The organism is Billgrantia lactosivorans (genome assembly GCF_003254665.1).
GTDB lineage: Bacteria > Pseudomonadota > Gammaproteobacteria > Pseudomonadales > Halomonadaceae > Halomonas > Halomonas lactosivorans.
Map to the genome: position 1 here is coordinate 34,174 of NZ_QHGY01000006.1, position 16,577 is coordinate 50,750.

The window sequence follows — 16,577 nt, forward strand, 5'->3', positions numbered from 1 at the left end:
CCGCTGATGCCGAGTGGCACCGACCGCGATACCAAATGGAAAGGCTCCCGCGAGGCCTGGCTCGATGCGGCCTTCGAACTGCTGCTCGACTCCGGCGTGGATAGCGTACGCATCCTGCCGCTGGCCAAGCGGCTCAAGGTGTCGCGCACCAGCTTCTACTGGTTCTTCAAGGATCGCGAGGCGCTGCTCGACGCCCTGATCGAGCGCTGGCGGGAGAAGAACACCCAGGGCCTGGTGCGCCAGACCGAGGCCTATGCCGAGAGCATTACCGAGGCGATCCTCAACGTCTTCGACTGCTGGCTGGACCCCGGGCTGTTCGACTCCCCGTTGGAGTTCGCCATGCGCAGCTGGGCGCTGCAGTCGGAGGGAGTATCGAGGGAGATCGATATTGCGGACGAAATGCGCATCGAGGCGCTGACCCGCATGTTCGAGCGTTTCGGCTATGCGCCGCTGGCGGCCAACGTGCGCGGCCGCACCATTTACCTCACCCAGATCGGCTACATCTCGATGAAGACCCAGGAAGCCCTCGAGGTTCGCATGCAGCGCATCCCCGCCTATGTCGAGATCTTCACCGGGCAACCGCCGCGCCCCCAGGAACTGCAACGCTTCCAGGCCCGACATGGCTATGCCTTGGAAACCACCGACTAGCGCGGTGCCAGCGCTTCATCGCCGAATAACTGCTGGACGAGAAAGCTGAACGCCAGGGCCTGCATATGGGCGCGCTGGCGATGGTCGGCCGCGCCGCCGTGGCCGCCCTCGACGTTCTCGTAGTAGAGCGCCCGGTGCCCCTGCTCGCCCAGGCGCGCCATCATCTTGCGCGCGTGGCCGGGGTGGACGCGGTCGTCGCGGGTGCTGGTCATCAGCAGCATGGGCGGGTAGTGGGCCGCGGGATCGAGGTTGTGGTAGGGCGACACATCGCGCAAGAACTGCCAGTCGTCGCTCTCGGGGTCGCCGTACTCGGCCATCCACGAGGCGCCGGCGAGCAGCAGGTGGTAGCGGCGCATGTCGAGCAGCGGTACCTGGCACACCACGGCGCCGAGCAATTGGGGATAGCGAGTGAGCATGTTGCCCACCAGCAGGCCGCCGTTGGAACCGCCCTGGATGCCCAGCCGCCGCGGCGAGGTGACGCCGCGCTCGATCAAATCTTCTGCCACCGCGGCGAAGTCCTCGAACGCCTTGTGGCGCTGGTCGCGCAGCGCCGCCTGGTGCCAGCGCGGGCCGTACTCGCCGCCGCCGCGGATGTTGGCCACCACGTAGACCCCGCCGCGGCTGAGCCAGGCGCGCCCCACGCCGGGGCTGTAGCCGGGCAGCAGCGGCACCTCGAAGCCGCCGTAGCCGTAGAGCAGGGTCGGATGCTCGCCGCTGGGCTCGAGGCCGCGGCGCGCCACCTGGAAATAGGGAATCGGCGTGCCGTCCTCGCTGGTGGCGAAGTGCTGGGTCACTTCCAGCCCCTCGGCGTCGAACAGCGCCGGGGCCTGCTTGAGGGTCTCCAGCTCCTCGCCGACCCGACCGTGCAGCAGCGTGGTCGGCGTCAGGTAGTCGCTGACGATGACGAACACCTCGTCGCTCTCCTCGTCGTCCACCGCGCTCGCGCTGACGCTGCCCAGCGTCGGCACGCCGGGCAGCGGCTCGGGCTGCCACTGGCCTTCGCTCGGGGTGATGACGTAGAGCCGGTGCTTGACGTCGTCGAGCACGTTGAGGATCAAGTGGCGGCGGGTCCAGGTGACGTCGGAGAGCGAGGTGCGTTCGGTGGGGGTGAACAGCACGCGCAGCTCGCGTTCGCCATCCATGAAGGCAGCGAAGTCGGCGATCAGCAGGGCGCCGGCGGGATGGGTGGTGCCCGCGACCTCCCAGGGCTCGCGCAGCTCCACCAGCAGCCACTCGCGGTGCACCTGCTTGTGGGCCGAGTTGGGCACCTCGATGCGCCGCAGCTTGCCGCCGGCCTGGCGCAGGTAGAGCTCGCTGTCGTAGAAGGCCCGGGCGCGGCTGACGAAGTCGCGCTCGAAGCCCGGCGTCGCATCGTGGCCGGCGCCCACCGCCATGTCGTCGGGTTCGCCCTCGAAGACCGTCTCGGCCTCGGCCATCGGCGTACCGCGCCGCCACTGCCTGACGATGCGCGGGTAGCCGGAGGTCGTCATCGAGCCTTCGCCAAAGTCGGTCTGGACATAGACCGTGTCGCGGTCGATCCAGCCCAGGCTGCCCTTGGCCTCGGGGCGGTAGAAACCCTCGTCGACCCAGCGCTTCTCGATCAGATCGAACTCGCGGGTGACGTCGGCGTCGGCGCCGCCGCGGGAGAGCGACACCAGGCAGTGGCGCCAGGGCGCACCGGGCGAGGCGGGACGCAGGCAGTGGGCGCCGTGCCACACCCAGTTCTCGCCCTCCTCGGCGTTGAGCGCGTCGAGGTCGATCAGCACCTCCCACTCGGGCCGCACCTTGCGGTACTCCTCGAGCGTGGTGCGCCGCCACAGCCCGCGGGGGTGGTCGCGGTCCTGCCAGAAGTTGTAGAGGTACTCGCCGCGCTTGACCACGAAGGGGATGCGGTCATCGGCCTCGAGGATCGCCTGCAGGTCGTCGCGCAGCTCACAGAAGCCCGGCGCATCGGCGAGCCTGGCCTGGCACTCGGCATTGCGCGCTTTCACCCAGGCCAGGGCGCGCTCGCCCTCGACCTCCTCCAGCCACAGGTAAGGGTCGTGCTCGTCGAAGGGGGCCGCCATGCGGGTCTCCTGGTGGTAACGGTTGCCCACCAAGCTAGCCCGCTACGGCCAGGGACTCAATGCGCACAAGGCGTTGTCTGACAAAGTTGGCGAGCGAATGCAGTTTTCAGGCATCGCCTAGCGCTGGAACACCACCGTGCGGTTCCTGTTCAGGAACACACGTCGCTCCACATGCAGCGCCACCGCCCGGGCCAGGGTCAGGCATTCGATATCGCGGCCCTTGGCGACCAGGTCCTCCGGGTAGTCGGCGTGGCTGACCGGTTCGACGCCCTGGGTGATGATCGGCCCCTCGTCGAGGTCGTCGTTGATGTAGTGCGCGGTGGCGCCGACCAGCTTGACCCCCTTCTCGTAGGCCTGATGGTAGGGGCGCGCGCCCTTGAAGCCGGGCAGCAGCGAGTGGTGGATGTTGATCGCGCGGCCGGCGAGCCTGGCACTCATCTCGCTCGACAGCACCTGCATGTAGCGCGCCAGGATGACCAGCTCGGCGCCACTCTCCTCGATCACCCGCCACACCTGGGCCTCCTGCTCGGGCTTGGTCTCGGCGGTGATCGGGAAATGGTGGTAGGGAATGCCGTGCCACTCCGCCAGCGACGCCAGGTCGGGGTGGTTGGAGACGATGGCGCGGATGTCGATCGCCAGTTGCCCGGTGCGGTAGCGGTAGAGCAGGTCGTTGAGGCAGTGGTCGGCCTTGGAGACCATGATCACCACCGGCAGGCGCCTGTCGGGTGGCGTCAGCTCGAAGGCCATATCGAATTCCGCGGCACGCTCGGCGAAGGCGGCGTGGAAGGCGCCGGCATCGAAGCCGCTCTCCTCGGGGCGGAATTCGGTGCGGATGAAGAAGCGACCGCTCAGGCGGTCGTCGAAGGATTGCTGCTCGGTGATGTAACAACGCCGCTCCTTGAGGAAGCGGGTCACCACGTCGACGGTGCCCAGGCGGCTGGGGCACTGCGCGGCCATGATCCAGATGTCGTCGTGTCGCTTCATGCTGCCCCCTCCGGCGGCTGGTGCCAACGGGCACCGTATGGAAAAAGGGCCGGGGAAACCCCGGCCAAACGCGCCTGGCAAACGAGACGCCGAGTCACTGCTCCACGCCGATGGCGTACTCCGCGCCGGCATCGAGCAGCCAGCGGTAGAGGTAGTCGGCGAAGCTGCGGCGCACCACCAGCTCCCAGCGCGCCTCGTCGGGGCGGCGCAGGATCAGGCTGCTCTTGGCGAACACCGTGGTCACGCCCTTGCCCACCGGGAAGGCGTCGGGGTGCACGTCGTAGGGCGTCGACTTCATCAGCAGCTCGCGGGCCTTGTCGCCCTCGAGCTCGAGCAGGGTCTGACCGCCGCCGACGTTGACGATGGCGTAGTGGGCATCGCCCAGGGCCTCGCGCAAGCGTTGCTCGAGGGCGAACTCCTCGCCGCCGGGCACGATCACGAGCCACTCGTCCGGCGAGAGCCACTGGATCGAGCGCTCGCCGTCGTCGCTCAGGCTGAGGGCGTTGGGTCGCGCCGGCAGGCCGAAGCCGAGCACACCGCGCACCGCCTCGTCGAGCACGATGGCGCCGCCGCGCAGAATCAGGTGGCCGAGCATGGCGCGCTCGCGCAGCACCACGCGGCTGTTGGCGCTGACGCTCGGGCGGCCGCTGGTGTGGCAGGACCAGGCCAGCGGGGACTCCGCCGGCACCTCGCTGGCAGGGCGCACATCGTAGACGTTGGCCCGGGTCGCTGTGGAATCAGACATTCTGGCGCTCTCCCTTGGGATCGTAGAAGATCGTGCCGACGATTTCCGCGGCGTGGGTCTTGCCGTCGGCCATGGGCAGGTAGACGGTCTCGCCCATGCGCTGATGGCCGCCCTTGACCACCGCCAGAGCGAAGCCGCCGCCCAGCGTCGGGCTGTAGTAGCTCGAGGTCACGTGTCCGACCATGGGCATGGGAATGGCGTGCTCCGGGTCGAAGACGATCTGCGCGCCCTCCTCCAGCACCACCGTGGGGTCCTTCGGCTTGAGGCCCACCAGCTGCTTGCGGTCCGAGCGGCGGGTATCGGAGCGCGACAGCGAGCGCTTGCCGATCCACGAGAACGGCTTGTCGTAGCCGACCGCCCACTGCATGCCCAGGTCTTCCGGCGTGACCGAGCCGTCGCTGTCCTGGCCGGCGATGATGAAGCCCTTCTCGGCCCGCAGCACGTGCATCGTCTCCGTGCCGTAGGGTGTCAGGCCATACTTGTCGCCGTGCTCGAACAGGGTCTTCCAGACGTGCATGGCGTAGTTGGCCTGGACGTTGATCTCGTAGGCCAGCTCGCCGGTGAAGGAGATGCGGAATACCCGCGCCGGCACGCCTGCCACAGTGCCCTCGCGCCAGTCCATGAACTTGAACTGGTCGCGTGCGAGATCGATGTCGGTGACCTCGGCCAGCAGCTTGCGCGCCTCGGGGCCCGTCACCGTCATGGTCGCCCAGTGGTCGGTCACCGAGGTGAAATAGACCTGCAGCTCCGGCCATTCGGTCTGGTGCCACAGCTCCAGCCACTCCAGCACGCCGGCGGCGCCGCCGGTGGTGGTGGTCATCAGGAAGTGGTTCTCGCCCAGGCAGCTGGTGGTGCCGTCGTCCATCAGCATGCCGTCGTCCTTGCACATCAGGCCGTAGCGCACGCGGCCCACCTCGAGCTTCAGCCACTTGTTGGTGTAGACGCGGTTGAGGAACTCACGGGCGTCCGGCCCCTGGATGTCGATCTTGCCCAGGGTGGAGGCGTCGAGGATGCCGACCTTCTCGCGCACCGCCAGGCACTCGCGGGCCACCGCCTCGTGCATGGTCTCCTGCTTGCCGTTGACCGTCTGCGGGAAGTACCAGGGACGCTTCCACTGTCCGACGTCCTCGAACTCGGCGCCGTGCTCCACGTGCCACTGGTGCAGCGCGGTGTAGCGCTCGGGGTCGAACAGCTCGCGGCAGTGGCGCCCGGCGATGGCACCGAAGGTGACCGGCGTGTAGTTGGGGCGGAATACCGTGGTGCCTACCTCGGGAATGCTCCGGCCCAGGCAGCGGGCGGCGATGGCCATGCCGTTGATGTTGCCGAGCTTGCCCTGATCGGTGCCGAAGCCCATGGCGGTATAGCGCTTGACGTGCTCGATCGATTCGAAGCCTTCGCGGGTGGCGATCTCGATGGCCGCCGCGGTGACATCGTTCTGCAGGTCGACGAACTGCTTGGGCGCGCGCAGCGTCGGCTTCTCGTGGGGCACCTGGTAGAGCGCACAGGCGAGGCCTTCGCGGCGGGCATCGACCTGCGGCAGCTCGACCGCCCTGGCGCTCACGCCGAGTGCTTCCAGGGCCCGGGCGGCCACGGCGACGCCGTCGGCCAAACCCTCGCCCAGGTCGTGCACGCCGTGGGCGCTGCCGGCGGCATGAACGCCCTTCACCAGGCCGGGCACGAAGCCGAGGATCTCTTCGTTCCAGGTCGGCCGCGCACCGGTGTGCGAGGCCAGGTGGATCACCGGGCTGTAGCCGCCGGAGCTGGCGATGGTGTCGCAGGCCAGCGTCTCGGCCTGGCCGGTGACCTTGAAGGCGCCGATGTCGATGGCGGCGACACGCGCCGCGCTGACACGGCTGCCACCCTTGGCCTCGAGCACCGCCGAGCCCTCGATGATGCGGATGCCGCGCTCGCGCGCCTGCTCGACCAGGTCACCGCTGGGTGAGAGGCGGGCATCGACGATGGCCACCACTTCGCGGCCGGCGTCCTGCCAGTCGAGGGCGGCGCGATAGGCGTGATCGTTGCTGGTGGAGAGCACCAGCTTGTTGCCCGGAACCACGCCGTAGCGGCGAATGTAGGTCGACACCGCCCCGGCCAGCAGGTTGCCCGGCACGTCGTTGTTGGCGTACACCAGCGGACGCTCGTGGGCGCCGGTGGCCAGGATGACCTGACCGGCACGCACGCGGTGCATCCGCGAACGCGCGGGACGATAGCCCCCCTTCACCGCGGCGGTCTCGCCGAGGTGCTCGGTGCGCCGCTCGTGTAGCGTGACGAAGTGGTGGTCGTGGTAGCCGTTGGCGGTGGTGCGGGCCAGCAGCGTGACGTTGTCGAGTCCGGCCAGCTCCTCCAGCACACGTGCCGCCCACTGGGCCGCCGGCTGGTGATCGAGCAGCTCGCGGCTGTCGAGCAGCGAACCGCCCATTTCCTCCTGCTCGTCGCACAGGATCACCCGGGCCCCGCTGCGTGCCGCCGTCAGCGCCGCCGCCAGGCCGGCCGGCCCGGCGCCGACCACCAGCAGGTCGCAGTGCTGGTGCAGGTGGTCGTAGATGTCCGGATCGGGCTCCATGGGGCTGCGCCCGAGGCCCGCGCCCTTGCGGATGTACTTTTCGTAGGTCATCCACATGGAGGCCGGGGCCATGAAGGTCTTGTAGTAGAACCCCGGCGGCATCAGGCTTCCGCTCAGCTTGCCGACCATGCCCATCAGGTCGCGCTGAACGCTGGGCCAGCCGTTGGTGCTGCGCGCCACGAGGCCCTCGAACAGCGCCTGCTGGGTGGCGCGAACGTTGGGCACCTGGGCCGCTTCGCTGCTGCCCAGCTGCACCAGCGCGTTGGGCTCCTCGGCGCCGGCGGCGACGATGCCGCGCGGGCGCGAGTACTTGAAGCTGCGGTTGACGATGTCGACGCCGTTGGCCAGCAGCGCCGAGGCCAGGGTGTCGCCGGCATGGCCCTGATAGCGCTGCCCGTTGAAGGTGAAGCTCAGCTTGCGCGAACGGTCGATGCGCCCGCCTTCGCGAAGGCGATTCGGCTGTTTCAAGGACTTGCTCATGCCTGCTCTCCCTTGATCGCTTCCGCGGCGGCGCTGCTGGCGCCCACGGTCTGTTGCCCACCGCTCGCCACTTGCACGTTGCCCTGCGTTTGCTGGCTCGCCAGGCTCTCGGCGGTGACACGGGGCTGCTCGCCCATCTTGTAGGTCTCGAGGATGTCGTAGGTCACGGTGTTACGCGTGATGTTGAAGAACTTGCGGCAGCCGACGGCGTGCACCCACAGCTCATGATGAATGCCGCGCGGGTTGTCGCGGAAGAACAGGTAGTCGCCCCACTCCTCGTCGCTGCAGGCCTCGGGGTCCTTCGGCCGCTCGATGTGCGCCTGGCCCTTGGGGTGAAACTCCTCTTCCTCGCGGAGCTCCTCGCAGTAGGGGCAGTAGATATGAAACATGGCAGTGCCTCCTTAGTGTGCGACCCCGGCCGCGCCGTGCTCGTCGACCAGTGCCCCGCTGTGGAAGCGGTCGATGGAGAAGGGCGCCGCGAGCGGGTGGGCCTGACCCTTGGCCAGGGTCCAGGCGAATACGTGACCGGAACCGGGGGTGGCCTTGAAGCCGCCGGTGCCCCAGCCGCAGTTGAAGAACAGCCCCTTCACCGGCGTCTTCGACAGGATCGGGCAGGCGTCCGGGCAGGTGTCGACGATGCCGCCCCACTGCCGGTTCATGCGCACCCGCGAGAAGATCGGGAACATCTCGACGATGGCCTGCAGGGTATGCTCGACCGTGGGGTAGCTGCCGCGCTGGCCGTAGCCGTTGTAGCCGTCGATGCCGGCCCCGATGACCAGGTCGCCCTTGTCGGTCTGGCTGATGTAGCCGTGCACGTGGTTGGACATCACCACGGTGTCGAGTACCGGCTTGAGCGGCTCGGAGACCAGCGCCTGCAGCGGATGCGACTCCAGCGGCAGGCGGAAGCCGGCCATCTTCGCCAGCACCCCGGAGTTGCCCGCCGCCACGCAGCCGACGGTCTTGGCCTCGATGTCGCCGCGGTTGGTGTGCACGCCGAAGACGCGCCCGTCGCGGATCTTGAAGCCGGTGACCTCGGTGTTCTGCAGCAGGTCCACGCCCAGCGCATCGGCGGCGCGGGCGAAGCCCCAGGCCACGGCGTCGTGGCGCGCCACGCCGGCGCGCGGCTGCCAGGAGGCGCCGAGGATCGGATAGCGGGCGTTCTTCGAGCAATCCATGATCGGCACGATCTGCTGGATCTGCTCGGGGGTGAGCACCTCGCTGTCGATGCCGTTGAGGCGGTTGGCGTTGACCCGGCGCTGGATGTCGCGCATGTCCTGCAGGGTGTGGCCGAGGTTCATCACGCCGCGCTGGGAGAACATCACGTTGTAGTTGAGGTCCTGCGACAGCCCTTCCCACAGCTTCATCGCGTGTTCGTAGAGCGCCGCGGCCTCGTCCCACAGGTAGTTGGAGCGCACGATGGTGGTGTTGCGCGCAGTGTTGCCGCCGCCCAGCCAGCCCTTCTCGACCACCGCCACGTTGCGGATGCCGTGCTCCTTGGCCAGGTAGTAGGCGGTGGCCAGGCCGTGGCCGCCGCCGCCGACGATGATCACGTCGTACTGCTTCTTCGGCGTGGGGTTGCGCCACTGGCGCTCCCAGTTCTCATGGTGGCTCAGGGCGTGCTTGGCCAGCCCGAATCCCGAATAGCGTTGCATCTTTTCTCTCCTCGACCGGCCCTGGCGGACAGGGCCGGTCCCATGCGGTTCAGGCGGTGGCGGTTTCGTGTGCCGCGGCCGGTGTGGCGGTGCCGTAGACCGGGTGCCGCAGGCAGAGCTCGGCGACCTTCTCGCGCACTTCGGCCTCCACGGCCTCAGTGTTGCCCTGCTCGGCCAGCACGTCGAGGATGTCGCAGATCCAGCCGGCGAGCGCCTCGCAGTCGGCCACGTCGAAGCCGCGCGAGGTCACCGCCGGGGTACCGATGCGCAGGCCGGAGGTGACGAAGGGGCTCTGCGGGTCGTTGGGCACGGCGTTCTTGTTGACGGTGATGTGCGCGCGGCCCAGCGCCGCGTCGGCATCCTTGCCGGTGACGCCCTGGCGGATCAGCGAGACCAGGAAGAGATGGTCGTCGGTGCCCCCGGAGACCACGTCGTAACCGCGCTCGACGAAGACCTTGGCCATGGCCCGGGCGTTGTCGATCACGCGCTGCTGGTACTGCACGAAGGACTGGCTCATGGCCTCCTTGAAGGCCACCGCCTTGGCCGCGATCACGTGCATCAGCGGCCCGCCCTGCTGGCCGGGGAAGACCGCGCCGTTGAGCTTCTTGTAAAGCTCCTGGTCGCCGTGGGCCGAGAGGATCAGGCCACCGCGCGGGCCGCGCAGGGTCTTGTGCGTGGTGGTGGTGACCACGTGGGCATGGGGAATCGGGCTGGGGTAGAGCCCGGCGGCGACCAGGCCCGCCACGTGCGCCATGTCGACCATCAGCCAGGCGCCGACCTCGTCGGCGATGTCGCGGAAGCGCCGCCAGTCGACTACCCGCGAGTAGGCGGAGAAGCCGGCAATGATCAGCTTGGGCTTGTGGCTGCGCGCCAGCCGCTCGACCTCCTCGTAGTCGATCTCGCCGGTCTCGGCATTCAGGCCGTACTGCACGGCGTGGTAGTGCTTGCCGGAGAAGTTGGGCGCCGCGCCGTGGGTCAGGTGGCCGCCGTGGGCCAGGCTCATGCCGAGCACGGTGTCGCCCGGCTTGACCAGCGCCATGAAGGCGGCCGCGTTGGCCTGGGCGCCGGAGTGGGGCTGGACGTTGGCGTAGTCGGCGCCGAACAGGTCGCAGGCGCGCTCGATGGCGAGCTTCTCGACCACGTCGACGTGCTCGCAGCCGCCGTAGTAGCGCTTGCCCGGGTAGCCCTCGGCGTACTTGTTGGTCAGCTGGGTGCCCTGGGCCTCCATGACCGCGCGGCTGGCATAGTTTTCCGAGGCGATCAGCTCGACGTGCGCCTCCTGGCGCGCCACTTCGTCGGCGATGGCGGCGGCAACCTGGGCATCGAAGGATGCGAGACCGGCTTGGTTCATGACTGACTCCTGTTGTTGTGACCTGTTGTCGCGGTGACGTGTCTGCACGGGGTGCTGTCTTGCGAATCTATCGGCAACCCGCAGGGGTGAGAAATTTGAAATCCTTATGCCTGGATCATCCTCGCGGGGAGGTTTTCGGCTCATGCGTCGATTAAAGGCTCACAAGAGAGAGAAAGATTGAATAAATGCGACAGCTTTGCTGAATGACAGGCCCGCGGTGAAGGTGCCCGCCACTTTCGTCGAAGCGCGGCCGGCAAGCATGGCGGCACGCCTACAGCACCCGTGAGGCGGGAAATAGCGACGCAGCGGTCAGACCGCCGGACGGGATTCGATATGCAGGAAGAAGGGATCGACGCGGTCGCTTCCCGGCTCCTCGGCACGCTTGCGCATCTCCGACGGCGGCATGCCGAAGGCGCTGCGAAAGTGGCGCGAGAAGTGGGCCGTATCGGCGAAGCCGCAGCGCTCGCCGATCTCGGTGACGCTCTTGCCGGTGTAGTGCAGCAGCCACAGCCCGTAGCGCAGGCGCAGGTCGCGGGCGAACTTCTGCGGCCCGACGCCCAGGGTCTCGCGGAAGCGGCGCTCCAGGTTGCGCCGCGAGGTGCCGACCCGCTCGGCCAGCGTCTCCATCGAGATCGGCTCGCCCAGGTGCTGCTCGAGCACGGCGATGGAACGACGCACCAGGCGATCCTCGATCTTGCCGAACACCACCGGCTGCGGCTGCGGATGCGCACCGATGCGGGCTTCGTCGAGCAGCATGATGCGCAGGCTCTTCATGGCCCAGGCCTTGCCCAGGTGCCGCTCGACCAGATAGGCGGCCAGATCCGCCCCCGCCGAACCGCCCGCACAGGTGAGCCGGTCGCCATCATCGACGAACAGCCGGTCGGCCACCGGCTCGATGGTGGGAAAGCGCTGGATCATGTCGCGGTGGTGGTACCAGCTGACGCAGCAGCGCCGGCCACCCATCAGGCCGGCCTGGATCAGGGCGAAGACCCCGGTGCACAGCCCGACCAGCGGCACCTGGGCACTCGCCGCCCGACGCAGGTAGGCCAGTGCCATGGTATCGAGCTGATCGGCGTCGTCGAGGACACCGCCGATCACCACGATGTAGTCGAACTCCTGCGGATCGCGGAAAGGCTCGCAAGGCGTGATGGAAGCCCCGCAGCTGGAAGTCGCCGGCCCCCCCGTGCTGGTCATGAAGGTCCAGTGGCAGCGCAGCTGGCGGCTGCGGTCGCCCTCGTCGGCGGCCAGGCGCAGGCAGTCGACGAAGGCGGCGAACGGCAGCAGGGTGAAGCGGTGCAGCAGGACGAAGCCGACCGAGAGGGGCTCGCCCCTGAGAGGAAGATTCATGGCGGCTCCTGCGTCACGAAGGGTACTACCGGGCGAACGAGGCCCATCGCCTCGACTCTATCGCATTCTGCGAGCCTGGCAAGCGGCTGTGTGACACTCTGGAAGCCATTACAAGATAGACTCAGGCAAAGGGCGATGTGCTGCCTGCGTCCTCCGGCAGGTCGAAGCCACCTGAGGCGGCACCCGACACGACAACGGCAAGACAATGACCAACATACCCACCGACCTTCTGCGCACCTTCGTCACCATCAAGGACCTCGGCGGCTTCACCAGCGCCGGCGAGCTGCTGGGCCGCTCGCAGCCGGCGATCAGCCTTCAGGTCAAGAAGCTCGAGGAGCTGCTCAACACCAAGATCTTCCTGCGCGGCTCCAGCCTGGAACTGACCGAGGATGGCGAATACCTCTACGAGGCCGCACGCCAGATGCTGGAGATCAACGATCAGATCATCGCCAAGGTTCGGGGCGACAACGTTTCCGGCAAGGTCAGGCTCGGTATTCCCAACGATTTCGAGCTGGCGTTTCTGCCCAAGGCCCTGAGGAATCTGTCTCGCGTCTACCCCAACATCGTCGTCGAGGTCGATTGCGAGATCAGCAAGGTGATTCTGCAGCGTTACCAGAAGGGCCACTACGACATCGCCCTGGCCATGGAGCATGCCAAGGAGGACGAGGACAGGGACGCCCGCGATTATCGACTGGAGGGGCTGGAGTGGGTCTACAAGGATAGCCGACTGATCAACGGCCATGACGACCCCATTCCGCTGATCGCCTACCCCCAAGGCTGTGTCTATCGCTCCCTGATGGAAGACGCCCTGGAGTCGCAGCAGCATCCCTTCCGCTTCATGTACACGAGCACCAGCCTGCTCGGCATCTTCTCGGCGGTGGAAGAGGGGCTGGGCATCACGGCGATGGCCAGGTCGGTGATACCCGAACACTTGAAGCACGCCGCCAGCTCAAGCACTCTGCCCGAGCTCGGCAGGGTGTGTATCGGCCTCTACTACAAACAGCGGGAACTCAATGTGGCCTCCCGCCACGTGCTCGATTTCCTGCGTTCCGGGCTCGCCAACCTGTAGCTGGCGCATTGGCAACCGCAGCGGTTGCCAACGCCTCCTGCTTCAGCCGAAGGTCCGGCAGATCCCGGCAATACACTCGTCGAGTATCCACTTCCCCTTCTCCGCCGTTGCCTTGGCCGGCGACGAAAGGGTACCCGAGCTCGGCACCCAGGCTGGATCCGGCGGAAAGACGTCGTAGGGCGGGAACTCGGCCGGCGGGATGTCGACCGCCTTCGACATGTCCACCAGCTCGGGATGTATCTTCAGCATGATCGAGGTCTCCAGCACGCCGCCGTGCTCGACCGCCCAGCCCGAGAAGCCTTCGGGGAAGACCTTCTCGATGGTGGTTGCGCTGATGAAATCCCAGTAGGAGAGCAGCACCACCTTGATTTCGATGCCGGATAGCCGGGCATGCTCGACCGCCCGATCGGCCGCCTCGACCAGGAACATCGAGTTTTCGAAGTGGCCGTTGACCACGATGAATTCCCGGTTGCCGTGCGCCACGTAGGCGAGGATCACGTCATAGGCGTACTCCTCCAGGGAGCGACCGCTGACGCAGGTGGTGCCCGGAAAGAAATTGCCGCCCCCCGACTTCACCTGCGACTTGTAGCCGTAGGCAATCGGCGGCGCGACCAGCATGTTGCCGCTGCGCTCTGCCACGCGGCAGGCGATGTGCTCCGGTATCAGCACGTCCGGGTTCAATGACATGTGCGGCCCATGCTGCTCGATGGCCCCCACCGGCAGCAGAATCGTGCATTCGCCGTCCTTGACCCTGTCGCGGTAGGACATCCAGTCCATCTCCGCCAGCTTGACGCTGTTCATCAGCTTTTCACCTCCGAAACGGGCTTTAGTGAGCGCTTCTCGCAAAACAGGCTGTCCTGCTGGACGGCACGCAGTATCGAGATCCCCATCAGCACCATGATCAGCGAGAACGGAAGTGCCGAGAGGATGGCGGCCGTCTGCAGTGTCGACAGCGCCCAGGTCCCTCCCACCAGCAAGAGCACGGCCGCGATGGCCCCCTCCATCAGCCCCCAGAAAACGCGATGCCGGGAGAGCGGATGCGGATTGCCCTCGCTGAGGATGGTGGTGATGACCAGGGTGCCCGAATCGGAGGAGGTGATGAAATAGGTGGCGACCAGCACCGTGCCGAAGAAGCCGGCAAGCACACCGATGACGCCCAGGTCCATGGCGCTGAAGGTGGCATACAGCGCCAGCGAGACGTCCTTGGACACGGCCTCGGAGATGCCGCCGCTGCCGAACAGCTCCTCGTACAGCGCGGTGCCGCCATAGGCGGACAGCCAGACGAAGGAGAGCAGGGAGGAGACGCCCACCACGCCAAGTATGAATTCGCGGATGGTCCGCCCGCGGGAGACGCGAGCGACGAAGACCCCCACGAACGGTGCCCACGACATCCACCAGCCCCAGTAGAAGACCGTCCACCATCCCTGCCAGGAATCCTGCCAGGAGTCCGCCCCGTTGGCCGCCGTTACGTTGCTGCCGGTGTAGAAGCTCAAGGGAATGACCGATCTCAGGTAATCTCCGGTGGAATCGAGGAAACCACCGATGATGTAGCGGGTCGGTCCGAAGATGAAGAAGAACGCCAGCAGCAGGAAGGTCAGCCACATGTTGGCCTGGGAGAGATACTTGATACCGCGCTTCAGGCCGGTCAGCACCGAGATCAGCGCCAGCACGGTAATGACCGCGATCAGCGTGACTTGCACCAGGCGGTTGACAGGCACATCCCACAGATAATTAAGACCGGAATTGATTTGCTGAACACCAAGCCCCAGGGAGGTTGCAATACCAAAGAGAGTGGCAAAGACGGCAATGATATCGATGAGGTTACCAATCCACCCATTGACCTTCTCCCCGAGAATGGGATAGAGCGTGTAGCGAATGCTCAGGGGCTTTCCATAGCGATAAGCCATCAGCGCGAGGCTCAGGGCCACGATGCAGTAGATGGCCCAGGCGTTCAGCCCCCAGTGGAAATAGGCCAGCCGCATGGCCACGTCCGCCGCCTCCCCGTTTCCCACTGCCTCGGAGAAGGGTGTCCCCTGGGAGAGATGCATGATCGGCTCGGCGATCGACCAGAAGATGATGCCGATCCCCTGTCCGGCGGCGTAGAGCATGGCAAACCAGGTGAAGTAGCCGAACTCCGGCTTGTCATGCTCCGCGCCCAGTTTCAGGCTGCCGTACTTGCTGAACGCCAGTGCGAGGAGAAAGACAAGGAAGCTCGCGGCCAGCCCGACATACCACGAGTTGAAGTAGAACGTGACGTAGGTGCGCCCCCTGTCGATCAGCTCGGTCGTCGTCTGGGGGAAGAGTATGGCGAATGCGATGAAGGTGACCATCAAGACAATGGACACCATGGTTACCAGCGGGTTGACCCCCCGGAAGGGGCCGGAGTGCAGGACCATGATCGGACTCCTGTAACGTTGTTCTTGTAGGCAGAAGGGGGGCTTGTCGCCCCCTCGAGTGCTCACTTGACGATGTTGTGCTCCGGCCCGTACGGGAAGCCGGTGATGTTCTCGGCGTCGTGCTCGTTCACCACCAGGATGTCGTGTTCGCGGTAGCCGCCCGCCCCGGGGCGCCCTTCCGGCACCATGATCATCGGCTCCATGGAAACCACCATGTTGGGCTCGAGCACCGTCTCGATGTCCTCGCGCAGCTCGAGGCCCGCCTCGCGGCCGTAGTAGTGGCTCAGGGTGCCGAAGGAGTGGCCGTAGCCGAAGGTGCGGTACTGCAGCAGGTCGTGCTTGGCGAAGATCTCGTTGAGCTCGTGGGCGATGTCGCAGCAGCGCACGCCGGGCTTGATCAGCTCCTGACCGCGACGATGCACCTCGCAATTGACCTCCCACAGGCGCAGGTGCTCGTCCGAGGCGTGCTCGCAGAACAGGGTGCGCTCCAGCGCGGTGTAGTAGCCCGAGATCATCGGGAAGGTGTTCAGGCTCAGGATGTCGCCGGGCTGCACGCGGCGGCTGGTCACCGGGTTGTGGGCGCCGTCGGTGTTGATGCCCGACTGGAACCAGACCCAGGTGTCCATCAGCTCGCTGTTCGGGTAGGTCTTGGCGATTTCGCGCACCATGGCGGCCTGGCCCGCCAGCGCCACCTCATACTCCGGTACGCCGGCCGCGATGGCATCGCGCACGGCCACGCCGCCCACGTCGGCGATGCGCGCGCCCTGGCGGATCAGGGCGATCTCCTCGGCCGACTTGATCATGCGCATCTTCATGGTCGGCACGCCGATGTCGGTGAGCTCCACCTCGCCCAGGGCAGAGAGCAGCTTCTCCCGGTTGTGCAGCGTGAGGTGGTCGAACTCGACGCCAACGCGCTGCTTGCCCTCGCACAGCTGCTTGACGGCCTTGAAGAAGTTGTCCTTCTGCCAGTCGGTGTAGACGATGTTGTCGCCCAGGCGGTTGCGCCGATAGGGCTGGCCGCCGTCGATGTTGGCGGTGACCGTGGTAAACCGATCCTGTGTCACGACCAGCCCGTAATCGCGCCCGAACTTGCAGTAAACGAAATCGCTGAAGTAGTTGATGTTGTGATAGGACGTCAGGACCACGGCATCGACATTGTTTTCTGCCATGTATTCCCTTAGCCGGGCAAGACGCCCCTGCATCTCGGCATCCGAGAAGGTCGGCACGACCTTGTCACCGTTGGGGATTTCGATCAGCGATGGAAGCTTCATGTTGT

The 16,577-nt window shown here is 66.6% G+C and carries 13 protein-coding genes; 2 read left to right on the forward strand and 11 right to left on the reverse strand.

Annotation, left to right across the window (positions count from 1 at the left end; all coding sequences use genetic code 11):
- Window positions 1-6: 6 nt before the first annotated feature.
- Entirely contained in the window at window positions 7-648 is a 642-nt protein-coding gene (locus tag DIS04_RS13740) for a TetR/AcrR family transcriptional regulator (RefSeq protein ID WP_111414356.1), read from the forward strand.
- Here DIS04_RS13740 and DIS04_RS13745 read toward each other — a convergent pair.
- From DIS04_RS13745 to DIS04_RS13780, 8 genes are all read right to left on the reverse strand, one after another.
- Window positions 645-2,714, reverse strand: coding sequence for a prolyl oligopeptidase family serine peptidase (locus tag DIS04_RS13745; protein ID WP_111414357.1), 2,070 nt, complete (start codon window positions 2,712-2,714; stop codon window positions 645-647). The genes DIS04_RS13740 and DIS04_RS13745 overlap by 4 nt on opposite strands.
- A gap of 117 nt (window positions 2,715-2,831) precedes the next feature.
- Window positions 2,832-3,698, reverse strand: coding sequence for a formyltetrahydrofolate deformylase (gene purU, locus DIS04_RS13750; RefSeq protein ID WP_111414358.1), 867 nt, complete (start codon window positions 3,696-3,698; stop codon window positions 2,832-2,834).
- A 94-nt stretch (window positions 3,699-3,792) separates the two neighbouring features.
- Window positions 3,793-4,443 (reverse strand): sarcosine oxidase subunit gamma, encoded by a 651-nt coding sequence (locus DIS04_RS13755; protein ID WP_111414359.1) that lies wholly within the window; start codon window positions 4,441-4,443, stop codon window positions 3,793-3,795.
- Window positions 4,436-7,486 (reverse strand): sarcosine oxidase subunit alpha, encoded by a 3,051-nt coding sequence (locus DIS04_RS13760; protein WP_111414360.1) that lies wholly within the window; start codon window positions 7,484-7,486, stop codon window positions 4,436-4,438. The genes DIS04_RS13755 and DIS04_RS13760 overlap by 8 nt, the downstream gene beginning before the upstream one ends.
- On the reverse strand, window positions 7,483-7,875 hold the full coding sequence (locus DIS04_RS13765) for a sarcosine oxidase subunit delta (protein ID WP_111414361.1): 393 nt from the start codon (window positions 7,873-7,875) through the stop codon (window positions 7,483-7,485). The genes DIS04_RS13760 and DIS04_RS13765 overlap by 4 nt, the downstream gene beginning before the upstream one ends.
- Window positions 7,876-7,887: 12 nt before the next feature.
- Entirely contained in the window at window positions 7,888-9,138 is a 1,251-nt protein-coding gene (locus DIS04_RS13770) for a sarcosine oxidase subunit beta family protein (RefSeq protein WP_111414362.1), read from the reverse strand.
- Window positions 9,139-9,187: 49 nt separating this feature from the next.
- Window positions 9,188-10,489 carry a serine hydroxymethyltransferase gene (gene glyA / locus DIS04_RS13775; RefSeq protein WP_111414363.1) on the reverse strand — a complete coding sequence of 434 codons (1,302 nt, stop codon included), beginning with the start codon at window positions 10,487-10,489 and terminating at the stop codon, window positions 9,188-9,190.
- Between the two features lie 309 nt (window positions 10,490-10,798).
- Window positions 10,799-11,836, reverse strand: a complete 1,038-nt coding sequence (locus DIS04_RS13780; protein ID WP_111414364.1) for a GlxA family transcriptional regulator — start codon at window positions 11,834-11,836, stop codon at window positions 10,799-10,801.
- Between the two features lie 205 nt (window positions 11,837-12,041).
- Between DIS04_RS13780 and DIS04_RS13785 the strand changes: the two genes are divergently transcribed.
- Window positions 12,042-12,905 carry a LysR family transcriptional regulator gene (locus tag DIS04_RS13785; RefSeq protein ID WP_111414365.1) on the forward strand — a complete coding sequence of 288 codons (864 nt, stop codon included), beginning with the start codon at window positions 12,042-12,044 and terminating at the stop codon, window positions 12,903-12,905.
- Between the two features lie 42 nt (window positions 12,906-12,947).
- Here the strand turns inward: DIS04_RS13785 and DIS04_RS13790 are convergent, their stop codons facing one another.
- From DIS04_RS13790 to DIS04_RS13800, 3 genes are all read right to left on the reverse strand, one after another.
- Complete coding sequence (locus tag DIS04_RS13790; RefSeq protein ID WP_111414366.1) at window positions 12,948-13,706, reverse strand: creatininase; 759 nt, start codon at window positions 13,704-13,706, stop codon at window positions 12,948-12,950.
- Window positions 13,706-15,301 carry a BCCT family transporter gene (locus tag DIS04_RS13795; RefSeq protein WP_111414367.1) on the reverse strand — a complete coding sequence of 532 codons (1,596 nt, stop codon included), beginning with the start codon at window positions 15,299-15,301 and terminating at the stop codon, window positions 13,706-13,708. The genes DIS04_RS13790 and DIS04_RS13795 overlap by 1 nt, the downstream gene beginning before the upstream one ends.
- Window positions 15,302-15,363: 62 nt before the next feature.
- Entirely contained in the window at window positions 15,364-16,572 is a 1,209-nt protein-coding gene (locus tag DIS04_RS13800; RefSeq protein ID WP_111414368.1) for a M24 family metallopeptidase, read from the reverse strand.
- Window positions 16,573-16,577: the final 5 nt, after the last annotated feature.